This is a genomic window from Shewanella surugensis (assembly GCF_023284005.1).
In the GTDB taxonomy this organism is placed as follows: domain Bacteria; phylum Pseudomonadota; class Gammaproteobacteria; order Enterobacterales; family Shewanellaceae; genus Shewanella; species Shewanella surugensis.
On the sequence record NZ_JAKIKS010000114.1, the window covers coordinates 1 to 17,867 of the forward strand.

At 42.0% G+C, this 17,867-nt stretch carries 13 protein-coding genes; 11 read left to right on the forward strand and 2 right to left on the reverse strand.

Features of this window, described 5'->3' with window-relative positions:
- Positions 1-386 precede the first annotated feature (386 nt).
- From L2764_RS21020 to L2764_RS21050, 7 genes are read left to right on the forward strand one after another with little or no spacing between them, the layout of a single operon-like run.
- Positions 387-2,318: a 3-dehydroquinate synthase gene (locus L2764_RS21020; protein ID WP_248942306.1), complete on the forward strand. Its 1,932-nt coding sequence runs from the start codon at positions 387-389 to the stop codon at positions 2,316-2,318.
- A complete protein-coding gene (locus L2764_RS21025) occupies positions 2,315-3,262 on the forward strand; it encodes a UbiA prenyltransferase family protein (RefSeq protein WP_248942307.1) in 948 nt (315 codons plus the stop codon). Before L2764_RS21020 ends, L2764_RS21025 begins: the two co-directional genes overlap by 4 nt.
- A gap of 49 nt (positions 3,263-3,311) precedes the next feature.
- Complete coding sequence (locus L2764_RS21030) at positions 3,312-4,064, forward strand: EboA domain-containing protein (protein ID WP_248942308.1); 753 nt, start codon at positions 3,312-3,314, stop codon at positions 4,062-4,064.
- 19 nt (positions 4,065-4,083) lie between these two features.
- A complete protein-coding gene (locus L2764_RS21035) occupies positions 4,084-4,968 on the forward strand; it encodes a TatD family hydrolase (RefSeq protein ID WP_248942309.1) in 885 nt (294 codons plus the stop codon).
- 3 nt (positions 4,969-4,971) lie between these two features.
- Complete coding sequence (gene eboE / locus L2764_RS21040; RefSeq protein WP_248942310.1) at positions 4,972-6,165, forward strand: metabolite traffic protein EboE; 1,194 nt, start codon at positions 4,972-4,974, stop codon at positions 6,163-6,165.
- Entirely contained in the window at positions 6,162-7,574 is a 1,413-nt protein-coding gene (locus tag L2764_RS21045; protein ID WP_248942311.1) for an alkaline phosphatase family protein, read from the forward strand. The genes eboE and L2764_RS21045 overlap by 4 nt, the downstream gene beginning before the upstream one ends.
- Positions 7,571-8,677 (forward strand): hypothetical protein, encoded by a 1,107-nt coding sequence (locus L2764_RS21050; protein WP_248942312.1) that lies wholly within the window; start codon positions 7,571-7,573, stop codon positions 8,675-8,677. Before L2764_RS21045 ends, L2764_RS21050 begins: the two co-directional genes overlap by 4 nt.
- 40 nt (positions 8,678-8,717) lie before the next feature.
- Here the strand turns inward: L2764_RS21050 and L2764_RS21055 are convergent, their stop codons facing one another.
- Positions 8,718-10,178, reverse strand: a complete 1,461-nt coding sequence (locus tag L2764_RS21055; RefSeq protein WP_248942313.1) for a hypothetical protein — start codon at positions 10,176-10,178, stop codon at positions 8,718-8,720.
- Positions 10,179-10,185: 7 nt separating this feature from the next.
- Positions 10,186-12,294 carry a hypothetical protein gene (locus tag L2764_RS21060; protein ID WP_248942314.1) on the reverse strand — a complete coding sequence of 703 codons (2,109 nt, stop codon included), beginning with the start codon at positions 12,292-12,294 and terminating at the stop codon, positions 10,186-10,188.
- A 668-nt stretch (positions 12,295-12,962) separates the two neighbouring features.
- Here L2764_RS21060 and L2764_RS21065 point away from each other — a divergent pair.
- From L2764_RS21065 to L2764_RS21080, 4 genes are all read left to right on the forward strand, one after another.
- A complete protein-coding gene (locus tag L2764_RS21065; protein WP_248942315.1) occupies positions 12,963-14,228 on the forward strand; it encodes a hypothetical protein in 1,266 nt (421 codons plus the stop codon).
- A gap of 61 nt (positions 14,229-14,289) precedes the next feature.
- Positions 14,290-16,272 carry a hypothetical protein gene (locus L2764_RS21070; protein WP_248942316.1) on the forward strand — a complete coding sequence of 661 codons (1,983 nt, stop codon included), beginning with the start codon at positions 14,290-14,292 and terminating at the stop codon, positions 16,270-16,272.
- A 53-nt stretch (positions 16,273-16,325) separates the two neighbouring features.
- Positions 16,326-17,240, forward strand: coding sequence for a hypothetical protein (locus tag L2764_RS21075; RefSeq protein WP_248942317.1), 915 nt, complete (start codon positions 16,326-16,328; stop codon positions 17,238-17,240).
- A 52-nt stretch (positions 17,241-17,292) separates the two neighbouring features.
- The gene (locus L2764_RS21080) at positions 17,293-17,697 is read left to right on the forward strand and encodes a hypothetical protein (protein WP_248942318.1); all 405 of its coding nucleotides are present in this window, start codon (positions 17,293-17,295) and stop codon (positions 17,695-17,697) included.
- Positions 17,698-17,867: the final 170 nt, after the last annotated feature.

Below are 17,867 nucleotides of genomic sequence, written 5' to 3' on the forward strand. Positions count from 1 at the left end.
ATGGTTATCTTGCCATGATTTTATCACTTTTGATGCACTCAAAGAGAGTGTAAAAAACATCATGGATAATTATCCGTCAAAATATACGATAACTTTTAGTTAAGCACTTATGTAAGTTACTCATTACTCATTACTCATTATTAAGAGAGTGAAAGATTCATTTAATAGAAAAGAGGTAATTATTTATAATGATCTCTTTAATACTTATGAACTAAATTGGTATTAAATTGAACTATATTGCTACTTTTATGATTATTATCTTGTTATGTTGTTTGGTAGTCTATGTTGCCTTAATAAAAAATTATTTCCCAATAGGCATTTTTGATTAAATCTAAAGAAACAAAAATATAAATTTAAAACAATACAACTCATATATTGGAGAAAACATGACTCGCTTTCGTCCTATTTTGGGCATTATGTTGTTGATCATGGTTTTTGTGATTATTTCTTTTTTCTCATTTGAGCAAATGATTACCAATGTGATCAAGGACAGTATTGAACTCTTTAGTGATGCTGAGCTCAAGGCGGTATGGATTGCATTCTTGGTGATTGGATTATTGATGCTGGACATCATATTACCGATCCCTTCAAGCCTAGTGGCGGTTTATGTCGGTACTGTTTTTGGGGTGTTTTCTGGGACAGTGATCATTTGGATTGGATTAACCCTGGGTGCTATATTAGGCTATGGACTCGGTCGTGGTTTTTATACTCTATTTCCTGACTATTGGGGGATTAAAGGTCATTTAAACAAGGCATCCATTTTGTCTGAGACGTTAGATGACGCGGCTTTGGTATTAATGCGTGGTATTCCTGTTATGGCTGAAACCTCAGTGATAGCGGCAGGCATAATACAACTTTCTTTTGTACGCTTTATTATGTTAATCAGTTTGGCTAATGCGGGCGTTGCGTTGGTTTATGCCTATGTCGGATCTCTGATTATTGAATCATATTCGCTGCTAATGATCCTTGTCGCCAGTATTATATTACCCAGCTTGGCGTTTGGGATAAAATATATCATTGATGTTTTCATCCGATATAAAAAAGTCAATGAACCGACTGAAAATCATCAATTATCGTTAACAACACCCGCTAAAGAGTTTGAAAGTGATAACTCTAACATTAAAGTTGAGCTTCCGTTTCGAGAAAATTCAAATCGTTTGGATAATTTGTCAGTTCAATTTCAGATTAATTATGATTATCAAGTCAGCTCAACAGAGAATAGCTTTGCCATTAATAATTCACTGTTAATGGATCTTGTTAGACATCCCGTTTTTTCTCATGAGCAAAAAGTATTGTGTATTATTGACCAAGGTATTATTGACTCTCGTCCTTATTTTACTCAGAAGATTGAAGATTATTTTAACCATCACTTTAGTTCGACATTCAGCTGCCAAACAAAAGTGATGCAAGGGGGAGAAGCTTGTAAAACGCAGACTCAACTCGACATGATTATTGAGTCTATGAAACCTTTAGATCGCCATAGTTGGGTGATAGCCATCGGTGGCGGTGCCTTGCTAGATTGTGTCGGTTTTGCTTGTGCCATTTTTCATCGCGGTATTCGTCTTATTCGTATGCCTTCAACGGTATTGGCGCAAAATGATGCAGGTATCGGCGTTAAAAATGGTATTAATGTGTTTCAACAAAAGAATTTTTTAGGATCATTTACGCCGCCTTATGCGGTGATAAATGATGCTGAACTGCTGACAAGTTTATTAGACAGGGATAAACGCTCTGGTCTTGCTGAAGCCGTTAAAGTCGCGTTAATTAAAGATCCGGTGTTTTTTACTTGGCTTGAAGAGAATGTTGAGTCATTAAATCAATTTGAATTAACGGCGACTCGTTATGCTATTCAGCGCTGTGCTCAGTGCCATCTTGAGCATATTAGCCATAATGGTGATCCTTTTGAGCGAGGTAATGGCCGGCCATTAGATTATGGTCATTGGAGCGCCCATAAAATGGAAAATTTGTCTGATTATCAGATCCGTCACGGTGAAGCTGTTGCCATCGGTATTGTATTAGATGCACTTTATGCGCAAGAGATGGCTTGGCTGAATACGGAGAACATTCATAGGATCATTAAGTTAATTAAAAGTTTAGGTTTTGAGTTGTGGCATCATAGCTTAGAGATGGAAGACGATAAAGCTGAGCCTTTAGTGATGCAGGGATTAGAAGAGTTTCGTCAGCATTTAGGGGGCAAATTATCGATTCCAATATTGACGAATGTGGGAACATTTCGCAATGCAGAGATGATCGATATCAATAAAATGAAAGCGGCCCTAACGCAATTGAAACATTGGTCTATGGCGCTTAGCTTATGATGTTGACGACCGCGCCTAAGCCATGGTTTATATTACTGACTTTAGGACGGGTGTCCAATCTACCGACAATATGGACGAATGTCTTAGCGGCCAGTTTGTTTACTCAAGTCATGTTGGGACAAGGGGGGAACTTTTTTAATGCATTGTTATTGAGTCGCGGGTTATTCGTTTTACTGGGAATGTCCTTGATGTATCTTGGTGGGATGTTTTTAAATGATGCCATAGATGCAAAATGGGATCGAGCGCATCAAGTGGCCAGACCCATCACGCAAGCATGGATCTCTCAACGTGCGGTATACCTTTTTAGTTATTTTTTGTTGCTGAGTGGAATGCTGCTGCTGACTCTTGTCGGTTGGGTATATTTAGCAACCTTTGATGGTTTGAATGCTGGATTGTCACTATTTTTATTGATTTTACTCTATAACTTATTTCATAAAACTTGGGTTTATTCGCGTTTATTAATGGGAGGTTGCCGCGCTGGAATGTATTTAACGGCGGGTTTATTGATGGGAGGGATCTCGGGTGAGTTAATTTGGGTCTCTATGGGATTAGGTTTGTATATTGTTGGGATCACCTTGTTGGCTCAATTTGAGCACCAAGCCGCGCTTTTTTCTTATCGTTATGGTGTGTTATTGCTGTTGGTGTTGTTACTGCTGTTTTCGCCATTATATCTGGTTTTTTTCATCCCACTTAATCCTCTTTTTTATCTTATATTAAGTGGTTTTCTGTTGGAATTGTTTAGACAACTATTTCCTTTAATTCGAGGTTTTATCTCACATAAGTCCTTATTGATTCAGCCTTCAGATATTGGCGCACTCCTGGCCATGATCCCGCTATTTGATGCCTTAGTGTTAGCCAGTGTTCAGCAATTTTGGGCTTGTATTGTGTGTTTGTGTGTTTATATTTTGTTACCTAAATTGCAGCGATGGATATCACCGACTTAACGGAGATATTTGACGTTAAACCTTAATCAATTTGAACAAGGAGCGATGAATGCGATTGAATGAAGCACTCATTAGCCGACAAGTCGCATGGCTGCTTAAATGGTTAGAGGAGCCGATCCTCAAGTGGTTTGAATCCGCCCTGCACCAGTTAAGTCTAGGAGGGGAACGCCAAGTCAGTATTGATAAATTGGCCATAGAATGGGCTAACTTGAGCGCCCAAGCAGGGCGTCAATGTGCCGATATTGAAGCTTCCGTTGTCTTCGTTTCGTTGTTTGATAGATCACTTTCAATCACAGAACTCATTCGACAGCAATTACTGTGTCATACCTTGTTGTTACTTGATGTCTCTTTGCGTTATAGATTGTTTAAATTGTGTTTACGTTATGCCGATGATAGTGAAAAGCAAGCGCTGGTGAAAGGGCTGGACTTTCTCGATATGGAAGGGGTTTGTCAACCCGTCATCGTTGATCTTTGTCGAACCAATAATACCGAATTATTCGCATCCATTGCGTTATTTAATGCTTGGCCGGCGAAACACTTTAGTGATGTTGAATTTGAACAAATGCTCTTAAAAGCTTTATTCTCTCATTTCAATATCACCTCCATTTTAGGACTAAAACAAAGGCACACTCAGCGTCTCAGCCAATTAACCTTTGATTATTTGTCAGAGCGGGCACTGGCTGCGCGCGATTGGCCGATGTCCATTTACTCTGCCATTGAGCGACGTCATTTAACCCGCGAACAAATTGAGCGTTTAGTGTGTTTACCCCCTCAGGTGCAAGCATCGTTAAGTTTACATTAAAGGATAAAGGAGATAATTAATGCGATATTTTGATCCACATATTCACATGATCTCACGCACCACCGATGATTATGAACATATGCGTGATGCTGGCATTGTGGGTGTGATTGAACCCGCTTTTTGGCAGGGCCAAGCTCGAACGCACTTAGGCACTTTTATTGATTACTTTGATGCTTTAATTGGTTGGGAAAGGTTTCGTGCCAGTCAGTTTGGTATCCATCATTTTTGTACGATGGGGTTAAACCCTAAAGAAGCTAATGATCCTGAACTTGCTGAAGAAGTGTTGGCGATATTACCGCGTTACTTACAAAAGGAAGGTGTGGTTGCGGTGGGCGAAATAGGCTATGACGATATTACGGCTCAGGAGCATCATGTGCTTTGTTGCCAATTAGAGATGGCCAAAACACATGGATTACCCGTCCTTATACATACTCCCCACAGAGATAAAATAGGCGGTACAAAACGGACTATTGAAGCCATCCGAGAAGTGGGGATGACAGAATCTATGGTGGTGATCGATCATCTCAATGAATTAACCTTACCCTTAGTCATGGAGACGGATTGCTGGCGAGGCCATTCGGTATACCCTAATACTAAAATGTCTGAGTCTAGGATGGTGGCATTACTGACTGAATATGGCACCGAGAAGATGATCGTCAACAGTGCTGCAGATTGGGGGAAAAGCGATCCACTTAAGGTGCCCAAAACCGGTAATAAGATGCGTGAGGCTGGATTTTCAGATGCTGACATCACTCAGGTGCTGTTTAATAATCCAATTGATTTTTTTGCTCAAAGTGGGCGCATAAGTAAGGAAGAGGTCAATCGACCCATTAAAGTGGATCAAACACAATTATGGCAAGAAAATTCTGCCCTTAGGGGGCAGTCTCCTGTGATTGAGCGCTAGCGCATGGCATTTCTAGCCGATGAGATTAGTTATTGTAGCAATGTGCATTCGGGGGGATCACTTGCCCAGTTACGTTTTAATATCACTCATTCTATTCAAGCGGTACGTCAACAACGAAAATTATCAAAGATGAGTGTGGGATTGTGGATAAGTGCTGTTGCTGCAAATGAGCTAAACAATGAGCAAGCACTGATGTCTTTCAAACAGTTACTTGATAAAACAGGTTTAAGCTTGCGATCTATCAATGGCTTTCCTTATGGTGATTTTCATCAAGACGCGGTGAAAGAAAAGGCCTACCTTCCTGATTGGTCAACACGGGAGAGAGTGCAATATAGTCAAGTACTCGCCGTTATTTTAGCGGCGTGTTTACCCGACGATTGTGACACGGGGACGATTTCTACTTTGCCTTTAGGTTATAAAAAAGATTGGACACCGCAAAAGCATCAAGCTGCGATTGACCACTTGACTGAACTCATGGCCTATTTGGGCCAGCTTTATGAACAAACCGGTAAAAAGATCATTTTGTGTTTAGAAATGGAACCCGATTGTGTTTTAGAGTCAACCGATGAGTTGATCATTTTCTTTAGGCAAGATCTTCCTCAAACGGCCGTTTTTCATCGTCATTTAGCTATATGCTATGACGTGTGCCACCAAGCCGTGATGTTTGAAAATGCGTATTCGGCATTGGTACGCATTTTCGATGCGCATGTTCATATTGGTAAGATCCAGCTATCGAATGCATTAGAGGTGCTTTTCAATAATGAAGACACATCACTCATGGATTGCTTACGGTTGTTTTGTGACTCTCGCTACTTACATCAAGTTAAATGTCAGCGGGTTGATGATCACGTCGAGGGGAGAGTGGATGAACGTCATTTAACGTCATATTCAGATTTAGTGCACGCGTTAAAAAAGCCCATCAATGGCAAAGGAAGAATTCATTTTCATGTGCCTATTCATGCGCCTTATTTAATGCATCCGCAATTAACCACAACGCAGTCTGACATATTAAGCGTATTTGATTTTTTATGTGATCATCCCGATATGCATCCTTTTTTGGAAGTGGAGACCTATTCTTGGCAAGTGCTGCCTGTTGATATTCGTCCACGTAACAATGATGAGCTCATCATGCAAATAACCAAAGAATTGTCTTGGGTGGAAAGTGAACTAAAAAAACGAGGATTATTATCCCCATGACTCAGCTTAAGCGGCTTATCGTTATCGATATTGTGGGACTCACGCCCTCGATGTTGGGTACGTATACTCCTCATTTAAATGCGTTGATCCAAGATGGATTAATGGTGCCCATGCAAGGGGGATTTCCAGCGGTGACGACCACTGCGCAGGCGACAATGTTAACCGGAACGACGGCGAAGCAGCATGGTATTGTGGGTAATGGTTGGTATTTACGTGATCAAGCTGAAGTCCGTTTTTGGTTGCAAGCTAACTCACTTATGCAAGGGGATAAAATCTGGCATAGCTTGAAACAGGCGAATAGTGATTTTACCTGCTCACAATTATTCTGGTGGTATAACATGTATGCGGGGGTGGACAATGCCATGACCCCCCGGCCTCACTATCCTGCCGATGGTCGCAAAGTCATGGGGCTATATTCTGAGCCAGCAACATTACAGGCTCAGATAGAGCAGCAAATTGGAGCATTTCCTTTTTTTAATTTTTGGGGGCCTGCTGCCGATATTCGTTCTAGCCGCTGGATAGTGGATTGTGCCATTGCTGAGCATAAAATGAACCAACCTGATTTGCAATTGGTGTATTTACCTCATCTGGATTATAACTTGCAACGATTGGGTCCTGATGATCCGGCTATCGATGAGGACATTGCCGCCATTGATCATGAAGCGGGGCGATTGATTGATTTTGGTCGCAGCCAAGGCGCTGAGATTTTGGTGGTGTCTGAATATGGTGTTTCGCCGGTGTCACATTCTATTTCATTGAATCGAATACTGCGTCAAGCAGGTTTGTTAGCCGTGCGAAATTCACTGACTTGGGAGCTGCTTGATTCTGGTGCTAGTCGAGCTTTTGCGGTGGCGGATCATCAAATTGCGCATATTTATATCAAGGCGCCTAATGATATTTTGCGCGTGAAAACCATATTAGAAAAAGTCCCCGGTGTTGAGCGGGTACTCGATAGGGCTGCCCAGTCTGATTATCAAATTAATCATGCTCGTAGCGGAGAGCTGATTGCCATTGCTGAGCCTGATAGTTGGTTTAATTATTATTATTGGTTTGATGATGATAAAGCCCCCGATTTTGCCCGCACGGTCGATATTCATCGAAAGCCGGGTTACGATCCTGTGGAGCTTTTTATCGATCCTGCTCTGCGTTTTCCTCAATGGCATATTGCTAAGCGTTTATTACAGAAAAAAATGGGCCAACGTATGTTAATGGATGTGATCCCTCTTACGCCTGAATTGGTTAAAGGCAGTCATGGGCGATTAAGCACCAACGCGGATGAAGGGCCTGTTATCATCTCCAGCAGTTCTGTGCTAAGTGATTTACTATACCAAACAAAGACCTTCGACATAACACAAGTCAATCAATTGATCAGTATGCACTTTAAACAAGCTTTAAGGAAAGTCATATGAACGTTCCTATCAATATTAGCGCCTCTTCTTGCGTAGACAATTTTCGGAGAGCCAACATTCTGTGTTATGGCTTACTCAATCCAAGAGGCATGGCATTCACCGCTGAGGGAGACTTGTTATTGATTGAAGCGGGGGCCGCAGAAGCTCATCCGCCTTATTCAGGGCAATTAACTTGTCGAGATCCCAATACGGGAGCGATTAAGTCTACCTTGCTTAGCGGTTATCGAGCGCTGAATATGCAGCAGCGAATGTTGCGTGATGAAATTATGGGGTTGGCGGATATTGCACCTATGATGGCAGTACAAGGTGAAAAAAGTGCTTGGTTGATTGCATTGACCGATTATATTCAAGGCTCAAAAATGATAGAGGTACAAACTTTGCTATCTGGGAAAGGAGGTAGCCATGTCGAGGTCGCTTTCGAAACACTGTTTACCACTGAGGGCAATATCAATAGTCTCTGTTATCACCCAGAGCGCCAAGCTTGGTATTGCATTAAGCCTGATACCAATGAAGTGATAGAGTTTAAGCGAAACGAAGCGCAAAGAGTGGTGTGTGTGTTACCTGATTTGGCCCTAGGGCAAGAAGCGGTACCGGTTAATATTGTTTATCAAGCCTCGAGTCAAAAACTGTTAATTTCGCTGTTCTCAGGGGAATTGGGTCGAGGCGATCCCTTTAAAGGCATTGATTTTGAGAAACACCAAGGTGAGGTGATTGCACTGGATCTCAATAATAATCATATTGAGCATTTAGTCACGGGGTTAACCTTACCTACCGGTCTGTGTGTGACCCTTGATGATAAACTCTTTGTCACCGAGTTATGTGATGACTTTCTTGAACCTTTGCCAGCCGAAGGCTTGCCTAGTCAGCCGTTACATGGGGGATTTAAGCGCTTTAGTGGCCGCTTATTGCAGATTGATTTACACACACGTCAATGTGATATTTTGGCAAAAAATTTAGATACGCCTTCAAATTTAGCCATGGATCAACAAGCGATTTATATTAGTGAAGGCATGGGGTTACCTGGGCGTTTATTACCGACATTAGATGGACAGCCTCAGGAACTCAGCGGGATGATCCGCAAAGTCTCACTCACGGAGGTGTAAAGCGCTCATCCAGAATGTCTGAGCGCTTTACGAGATGTCTCTATTTTACATATTTTGCGGTGCAAGCAGCAGGTAAGGCGCCGGTCGTGCAGCCACCGGTATTGGGTTGTACTTGTTTAAATAAATGCGATACGGCGGCATTACTTTGTTGAGTGGCAATGGCATAACGTCCCGTGCCTTGCGTGCCCGTTGCTACATTGTGACAGCTCATGCAATTAAAGGCTGGGTTGATGGTTGCGACGCCATCCTGCACATAGGTTTCCATACTCACATTCGCAGAGGCTAAAGAGCCTCTTTGAAAGTTAGTGGTGGCAGGCAGGTTGCCATTTTTTGACCAGACATTGCCAGTGAGTTCATAATTGGCCCAGTAATTGGGCGTACCGTTACTGCTGGTGATATTATCACTCATAGACTGATTGATTTGTTTCATGTTGGGCGTATTATCTGGCGCTTGTTCTGCGACGGTCGATTCACCATAAGGGTGAATACGACAGACCTGTGTTGGTTTACCTGCTTGGAAGGTGTTTCGTGGGCAATCTTTACACTCTGGGTTATAAAAGTTCCAAGGTTTTTGAGGATCGTTGGGTACATTTCCAGACTCGACGAGTTCACAATCGGGGGCATTTTTATTATGATCAAAGGTGGCCCAGATAAACTCTTTATGCACTTCGGTTGTGCCCACCACATGCATCCCCACGAGGGCGAGATCAACTTTTTGACAATTTTTGCTGATAATACCGGGGATCACAAAATAATCCTCTTCATTTTTGGGATTGAGCATCCAAGCGGTTTTTAATACAAACGAACTGGCAGGAAAGCGTAAATTGGCATAGTTATTTTCACCTGAGCCATTACTGGGGTATTGCTCATACACCTTTGCGGCACAGTTTGACTGATATAAATCACATTGAGTGATAAAATCATAGCTGATCTCATTGACGAGAATATCGTAGTAAACAAAGTTACCCGCTTGGTCAATTAGCGGAAAATTAGAGCCCGCTTGCTCTATGGTGACGTTCTCTAATACCGTCTGTGATAAATAAAGCCGTTCGGGATTGTCTTTACGCACTTTCTGGCAAGTATTGTCCTCTGTTGGAGTGGTGGCTTCCCACTTTCTGGGGCTGTCGCCTTCATCGACAAAAATATCATAAGTTGGCATCCATGATAAAAAACGGGGTTGTTTGGTGGTGTTATCCGTTTGTAATAGGTAACTAAAAGCTTGCCAAGCAAATTGCTGGAAGGAGCAATTATTACCCTCTGCCACACTGGTGGGCAATGTACTGCTTGAGCCTAACCAAGCAAGATCACCTTGGCAGCTTGCTGAATCACTATTTGAGCGATTGTCGGCGTTATGTTGTGTGGTACTGGTCGGTGTTTGGCTTGCACTATTACTACTGCTGAGAGTGGTGTCTGCGGTAATGGGATGATCTAGGTCTTGTTTTGGCATGCAAGCGCTTAAACTCAATGTGATGATTAATATCATTATTAACGATTTCATCATGCTCTCCTTAGGCAATGTTGGTGTGGATATCACTGCTATTTAATGGGCAACCTTTATCGATCCATTGGGTGATCATATGAATACGGTCTTGAGATAAATCCCGCACGACGGGCATGTAAAGTGGGTCATTATAATTTCTGAGTAATACGCCCTTTATTTTTTGACTATTGAGTTTGACAGACGCATAACTGCTTAAATCAAATTGGCTCATCACAGGGTATAGCTTGCCATACTGAGACAAGATGTCACCAATACTGCCATCCCAAGTTAACTCACCAAAACCAGGTTGTTCTTGATAGATTTGTATACTGACTAAGTCATCCCCATGACCTTGATAGTCTTCATTTTTAAAGTTATAGCTTAAGAAATATACTTGGCCATCAATATAGGCTCTGGGGTTACCAGGGTTGTTAGCTTTTACGGTGACACTGGCTTTACCTTCGAGATCGGTTGTCACAGTGGCATCAAAGTTTAAGGCATTTTGGGGGATAGAAATATTCACTAACCCTAACGTGCCCCCTGTACCCAGCGTTTGATTGGTGTATAAAAAAGCTTGTTCTTCACTGAGTAATGCTAAGGTAATCTCGGTATGGGCTAACGGTTTGCCAAATTGTCTGGCATAAATGTTGACAGTCACTTCATTGCCGTAGACATCGGGTTGATTTTCACCACCGCGTTTGAGATGGGCGGTGCCAGAGTTCATCCGAAACACAAATTGATCTGCTCTTAAAAATAAGCCTTCAGGGTTCTCACTCAATAAAATTTGCGTGATGTTTTGGTTGTCATCAACGCTTACAAGCGTCAGAGGATTTTTTTCTATGGTAGTAATTTGTTCGGGAGTCAGTTGAATATCGACGATACCCCCTTGTTCAAATAGGCTATCACCACTCCTATTGAATGGCGCGGTAGAGAGGAGAGTGACATCCTTTATCGTGGCTTTTTGGTCACCAGTATTGTTGACATAGCCTAGTCGTAATAGCCCTTGATCAATGAAATGACCTGCAGGGTATAAGGTGGGGAGTGCATTGCCTAAATTGATGGATAAGTGGTTACTGTCAGCGAATAATTGGCACGGTGCGTAATTATGTGAGTATTGAGTGGTTTGCTTACCTGCTTCGTCAGTAACAGGTTGTAGCATGCGCGCTGCTGTGAAAAAGTCAGGCGCATCGGCGGCATCTTTGGCTAAGGGGCCAATATTGCCAAAGGCTTGACCATAACTAAATTCGTATTGGCTGGCGGGGGTATAAGCCATTGCTGCCGTTACCATAATTTTTTCATGGTATTCGTCATAGTTGGAGGGGGTCAGTAATGCTTTGAGTTGCTGATTAAAATAAGTGGGGGTGGGGATTTGCCCCAGTGATTGGCCTGCATTCATTTGATAAAACAATAACGGCTCAAGTGAGGATATCACCTCATCAGGAATGCCTTCGGTGGCGAGTTGATATTTAATATCACAATTCCACTGATAAATTTGTGGTTTGACATTATAAGCACGCACATTGAAATTAATGCTTAGTGCTTTGTTGGGGACATCTAGCGCCTTAATTAATTTACTATTTTTTAGCTCTTCGCTTAAATTAGTATCATTTAACCCTATGAGTAACGACTGATAAATAGCACTGGCGGACGCAGAACTCGGCGTCACGGCTTGAGCTTGGATCCAAGATTCAACAAAGCCGATTGGCATGAAATTACCGGTAAAATTGCTGCTATTATCGCCGAGTCCTAAGGTCATGGCCCAGACTTCAGATACATTCATTTGCATGGGGTCTAAATCTACCAGTTTAGGTGGCGTCACCGTAAAGACGCTTTTGATTGATTGGCCAATCCAAGGATCTTCACTGGGACTGTTGACACACTCATTAGGGCCATAGATGATTTTTGTGATTTTTGCGTTGAGGTTAAAATTACCAGTGCCGGCGGGATTCCAATACAGTTCAATATTATTCTGTTGTTGACTGGTAAAAACTTCACTTCTTACTTTAGGACATGGTGAGTCAGGTGATTCGGGTATTTGATTTTTAGGATTATAATTATTGGGCGTGTTATTAAGGGTTGATGGGTCGGCTTGAAATGTGCCGTCAAAAATAATACGGGGGTAATTAAAGTAGCTCATGGCTTATCCTTTTATAAAGTGGAATATCTTTATTTGTTGAAGTGTTAAGTTTCTTATTATAAGAATGGTAATCTATGATGAAACACTTTTATAATTTTTTCAATGCTTTGTTTTTATAGGTATCATGACTATGGATAAGGATTTAATAGCATCAATATACGTTATTACTTTCCATTGCCTTTAAAATAAATATCATTTCAGTAATAGATGACCTTTATGGCATAGGTTATAAACTTAAGTAATGATAATTTTAACTTTATTTTATTAGTTTATTATTCTTAATCACTAAGACATAATGTTTAAATTTTATTTTATATAGAGGATGACTGTTCATGGTTGACGTCAGTCTTTATTGTTAATACTTCATTAAATTATATAACCAAGCCTATATGAGAGGAGTAGTTTACCTATTAGTTTATACCTTATTCATTACCTTAAAAGGCAATAAGCATTCTGACGCCCTTTCTTTTAAAAAGAATACGCCTTGAATTAAGCCTTTTTATGGAATCTGAAAACATGCACTTCCAAGTGGTTTGGGTATATAAGCCAAACACGACATTAAAACGTGATAAAAAATATAATAATATTGTATCAATAAATGAAAAAACTAAGGCCTAAGGTGTGGGCGTGATTAATGGGCCATTTTGTGCGAATAAAGGAGATGGCGAGTGAAAATGAAACTGGGTTTACTTTTCTTATGCTTGAACGTGATGACGGCTTGTACTCAAGATAATACCAATAAACAGAATGTAAATAAGGCTGTCAGTGAGAGTGGATCGAGTCAGAGTCCATTGCTTGCTTATTGTCAATTCCCTGCCAGTGCGCCGACGGCAGGCGCTAACCAGAAAGCATTTGATGATTATAGCTGGCAGATGTTTCTTTCTTTAAACTGGGTGAATAGCCAAACACAGCGGGGTGTCCCCGATTGTGATAAAGCACTTGATGCTTCGGGTCCCCGAGTGTGGGAGTCTTGGAAAACAACCTCAGAATTATTTTTACCCAATGCGGCAGCCCCTGGAGATTGGAATTCGGGATGGGATGGCGTGAATACGCCGCCTAAATTGAGTGCAACCAGTAAAGTCGCCAAAAGAATACAAGCGGCTTTAGAGGCGGAGCCGAAGGGCTCTGGGATATTACAAGCCGTGGGGGGATGGCTCATTGATCAGCGGGGTAATCCGACTTATTACCAAATCGCGTCCAATGAAATATCTTACAATTATATTGTTTCTAATCAGTTATATAATGCAGATACGGTCAAAGCGTTTAATCCCGTTAATTTTCCGTGGGAGACGGCAGAAATTAAAGCGAGCTGGCGTATTTTGACCAATATGGATGATGATACACGCTATCTGACGCTGACTGCGTTAGTGGAAGAGTTTGATGCACAAGGAAAATCGAAGCACATCTTTACGAGCCAAACGCTGGGATTGGTGGGGTTACATATTATTAATAAGCCTGAAGGTTTTCCACAGTGGGTATGGGCGACGTTTGAGCAAGTGGATAATGTGGATGATAAGGAGGCCTTCGCTTCTTACTATAATGCATCGGCGACAAATCCCAATCAATCGCCTTGTCAGCCGAGTGTGATCCCTTGTACCCCTAAAGAGGGTGCTAGCTTTACCACCCCTGATCCCCTTACACGGCTGACGCCGATTGCTGCAGAAACGTTATTAGTGAATCAGACATTTCAGGGGATGTTGACTGACAGTGTGTTGCAATACTATCAATTGGTGACCACACAGCGACCCAATAACCCTAATGATCCAGGCGATCCTTTAGGCACACCGGAGCCCAATATTGCTGCCAATGTGACCATGGAAAGTTATATTCAAGAGTCGAGTAATTGTATGGCTTGTCATCAAACGGCCAGTGGGATTGACTCACTCTATCATTCAGATTTCTCATTTATGTTATTGAATGCCACTCAGCCATAAAGGCTCAAATATGTGGCGAACTAACAGGGTTTTCAATAATTAGCTCGAAAAGGAAGAACCAATGAGTATTTTTAATGGACCGCGTATTAATTTTTGGGGTGGGATTTCAACCAATGTGAATGTGGCAAATAACAGTAATGATGTGCCGCAAAGTGCCGAGCCAGAAGATCAACAGCCTATATTGGATGTGGCCAGTGCGCAAATAGCTGATCAAGCGGCATCGATGACAGATGCAGACATTATTGCTTTGATGAGAGGGCCGGATCCTCAACATTATTATACCGAAAGTGGTTGGAATTTTTACGGCGATCAGCAATTACATTTAGTCGATGCGCAGGTATCGAGCAGTGGTTCGCCAGGTGCGGTCAATACCCAAGGGGGTATCGTCAATGAGCCGATATATTTATTGGGCTCAGTGGATCCCATTACGGGGGAAGGTCCGCATGCGAGTGCCGTGATGGTGGATCTTGATCCTACTGCGGCGATTGTGACGCAAATTATAATGGGTGGCTTAATGATAGGCTCGCCTGACAAGCCTAAGTTGCATCTCGTCGAGAATGTCACGGCCGACAGTTATGGGGTGTTTACCGTTGCAGCAAAAGGGGATAATGAAACTGAGCAGGGACTGATCACTCGACAATTTTACCGTGATCCCGATGGACCAGGTTCCGCTTGGGCCAGTGGCACGTTTCAAGTGACCTTTAGTAAAGCCAGTATCAAATCGGCTGATATGAGCGATCCTGCGATTGCGGCGTTAATCAATGATGTCAATATGGATGGCATTGTACTCAGGTTTCAAATGTTTGAAATGTTTCCGATGCTGACAACCGATGAACTACTGCTTGCCTATAAAAACAATCGTAATCCGTCTAATCCAAGTTACGGCCGCATCGTGGGCACATTGGCGCCCCATTACCCCGGTGAGCCTAAAATCTGCTCCATTGGTCGTGAAGTTGTGATGCAAGAAACACAATTGGTGGGCTATTTTGATATTGATCAGGAGGCAGAGCGTCTCACTCTCGATGCCTTATCTTTATATCCTAAGGCGCATTTTCGTGATAACCGGAAAAATATCGGGGCTAATTTCCCCATTGAGCCCAATGTGGATTACGGTATTAATACCTTAACGGCGGGTGATGTGTCTCTCACGTTTAGTGCCAATCCTGATGATTATTATCGTTATGGTGGCATCATTGATATTGAGCTTAAGAGCACGTCGGCAACCGACACTGTGAGTCACAGTCCGGTTGAAATAAAAGGCGAAAAACCCGTTACACTCACCGCTATTGGTGATCAAATTAGAATTGATCCTACAAACGAAAATCATGTTTCGAGTAAAGCCATGGAGACCGCTTTTAAGGCAATAGAAACGCCTGTGCGCATTTATGGCGATGCGCGTAATATTTACATTGATGAGCATGATGGCGCGATGAATATTGAGCTTAATGTGCGTATTTTTGGAAGGCCGACACCGATTTTTGATGAGCCTGGCGGCAATTTACACATCACTTTGGCGTCGGGGAATACGGGAGCATTAGCCGATGGTAATTTTCTTGATTTTCCACAGCAGACTTATGTTCAACAAGGAAAGAGTCATTTTACATTCTCTATTACTGATAAGGGCAATATCGACCAGTATGGTTTTCAAACCTTAGTGATCTCTTCCGTAGAAGGAGGCTCACATTTTATCAATGTACGAAAATACCCTAAAACCGATTTTGGTATTGTGGTGGGCAGCAGCATTAGTTGGGAGCAAGCTTATAATAATGCCTTGAGATATTTTTATGTCACTTTTCCGGCGATGAATATGCGTTTTCCGTTAAATGATGAGATGACAGTTAAGAATTTATCAGGGCCGATCCAGAGCCGCATTAGTGATGAATATCGTCAAACAAGCCTGTATATGCCGATTACGCGTTCCATGACACCGAGTCAGCGAGCATTATTGACGCAGTTTTTAAATAATCAACCTTGGGCGCCCCTGACTGGATCGCAGACAATAAGTTCAGCTGATCGGGGGGATACCACCCAGCCGCCTCATTAATGGGAGTGTGCATAACGTTATTGAAAGTAATCGGTAATAAGGATATTAATAAAATGAAAAAGTGTGTTTATTTTTTAATGCTGGTGGCCAGTTTTGTTCAAGTGATGATACCCGTTTTTGCAAATGAGCCGGTTGATATACTCAAATCTTGGGCGCTGTCGACGCAAAATATCAGTGAGGCAATATATTCGACGAATGGGGTTCATAGCAACAAAGGTTGTGATGCGCCCAATAATCCTTGTATAGGTAAACGTAGCGAAGGCGATCCTAGCGATCCTTTATATCCAAGTCAATGGATCAGCGATTGGACCATGTTCCGTGTGTTTCAAAACGTTGAGAAAAATCCGCCGCCTTATACCAATCCACCTGCAACCTTATCACCTAAGGATTATACGGTCTCTTTCGGCACCACTTATTATGATGCGAATTATATTCCGACGGATAAAGAGGGCAAAGGTGCTATGCTAGAGCATTACAATGATTATTGTTTGCCTATTTTTCCGATTAAAGATAATGCCTATACCTGCAGTTTTATTTCGTTAGGCAATAAAGCTTATTTTTTGACTTATGACGATAGGCCCAAAAATATGCCTCCATGTTGTTTGTTTTCACCCTTGAATCATCCACCGCGACAAGATTTTATCAAACACTTAGATTATTCAACACGGCGTAGTCAACAGCTTAATGGGTCTATTCAAGCGTATGTATGGCAGACTATGTTAGATGAAGGCGGTCCGCTGTTTGGTTATGCCTTTAATCGACAGGCTTCGCCAGATGTTTATTCATCGTCATGGTACCGTCATCCACAATCTTTTTTCTTCTCCGGTGATACCACAAAAGCGAATGCGCCTATTGTGAGCCAAAATTACACCAGTTTTCGTGCTGAAAAGCCTCAAGCCGCATTCACTTGGGATAAAGTGTCACAAATGTGTCCTAAAGATAATATTCCTACCTGTCAGTTATTTTAATACTCATCGCCATTTTAACTTATCACACGACTTCACTATTAAGGAATTGACAATGGACACCGATACGCTAGCGCAATCGATAGCAGACATTCAGTTATTTGCTGAGCAATGGAATACCCTTTATGCAGCGCAGAGGTTTGATGAAATGAAACTGTTGGCAACGACAGATGTGGGGATCGCCAATGCAGAGGCCTCTATTTCACCCTCAGGGCTTATTTTTGGTCGAGACAATTATAAAAAGGGGATCACTGATACTTATTATGGCGAAAGCGGTGAAGAACATAATTTATTGGTTATGCAGTATTTAGGTTGGGAATACATCCCGTTAAGCGAAGATACTTTTTATACCATTGGCCGTTATACACTTGAGCCTAATATTATAGGGGTGAATGCTTGGTTGCTTCGTCGGGAAACTGTTTTAGCGACCTGGAAAATATTTAGGGTAATCAATAACTAGCGGTTGTTCGTTAGGGTTTATTTATTATGGCTTGTTCGTTAGGAATTACTGGGTAAGGATCTTAGATTGCCATAATAACCGACACACTTTGGTATAGAAAAGAGGGTTAGCTGCCTATAAGCTTCAATCTCTCACAAAATCGGCCAAGGTTCTCAAATGAAAAACCAATA